We start from the raw sequence: 1091 nt of genomic DNA, 5'->3' as shown, positions 1-1091 counted from the left end.
GTCGAACAATAATGATTGTTCGACATTGAATGAGTCGATATACCTATTTATTTATCCATTATAAACCAACTCTTTAGTCATAACAATACATTTTTCATCATATTTTGCATGCTTTCTGCAACAAAATCTGTCGCGCTTTTTTTCATTAGGTCCACAGTATGCAAATATCGTTGCGTCGTGTTGATTTGTGCATGGCCAAGCGTTTGCTGAACTTGTTGGAGCGAGGCGCCGTTAAGGAGCGCCAAAGTTGCGTTCGTATGTCTAAACCAATGCGGCGTCACTTTTTTTGCAATACCACATTCTCGGCAGGTTTGATGGACAATCCGTTCTACTTGGCGGCTTGTAATAGCAAATACCCGATTGTTGCGCTCCCTGCTCACGTTACTGGTCCGCAGGCATAGTCGAATGGCAGGGTCGTTATGCAATTTCCATAGTGCCTCCGGTATCTTTACTTGCCTCGTTTTTCCGCCCTTTCCATTAACTATCGTCAACCATGCGTTGCTTTCCGTAATATCAGTATGAAAATCGCTCCATTTCATCTGCACCAGCTCCGAAACGCGCAATCCCAATATGACCATATACAAAACCATCATCCATTCCCTCGTGTTCTTGCGGCTTAAATACGACAACAAATTCATTAGTTCTCGCTGGGTCAAAAAATGGTTCTCGCTCGTCACTTGAACTTTCGGCAAACGAATGCAAGAAGCAGGATTATGTTCGAATATCCCTATGTTGACGTTGCTCCCCCACTTGTAGAACGAGCGCAGAGGAGAAATCAAGGTAGCGATAGCAGAAGCCGTCAGAGGCTTATTCGCAGTGGTGCCGTGCTGCAAGACTGTCTTGTACCGTTCCAAATCATGCCAGGTTACCTCGGCAAATGACTTTGCACCAATGAACGTTCGGAAATTGTTAAGCGCTCTCTCGTAGTTGCGGATCGTATTGGGTCGGTGATAACCAGCTAGAAAGCTTTGAACGATAAGCTCTTCGCTCATTAAGGGAGCATCTCTTGAAACCCGATGTTTTTTGGTTACAGTATTCATGACATTCCATTCTCCTCTCGGCTTGACTTCGAACAATCATTATTGTTCGAC

General features: G+C 44.5%; 1 protein-coding gene. It reads right to left on the bottom strand.

Going from position 1 to position 1091, the window contains the following annotated elements:
- Window positions 1–77 precede the first annotated feature (77 nt).
- A complete protein-coding gene (locus PAT3040_RS28620; protein ID WP_087567836.1) occupies window positions 78–1040 on the bottom strand; it encodes a tyrosine-type recombinase/integrase in 963 nt (320 codons plus the stop codon).
- Between the last annotated feature and the right edge of the window lie 51 nt (window positions 1041–1091).

The sequence above is a fragment of the Paenibacillus agaridevorans genome, assembly GCF_003112455.1.
Taxonomy (GTDB): domain Bacteria; phylum Bacillota; class Bacilli; order Paenibacillales; family Paenibacillaceae; genus Pristimantibacillus; species Pristimantibacillus agaridevorans.
Note: the sequence above shows the minus strand (reverse complement) of the source record. Positions and strands in the feature narration are given on the sequence as shown.

Bases quoted from the DNA above. Each gene is read 5' to 3' on its own strand.
- PAT3040_RS28620 (WP_087567836.1), bottom strand. From the start codon at position 1,040: ATGAATACTGTAACCAAAAAACATCGGGTTTCAAGAGATGCTCCCTTA.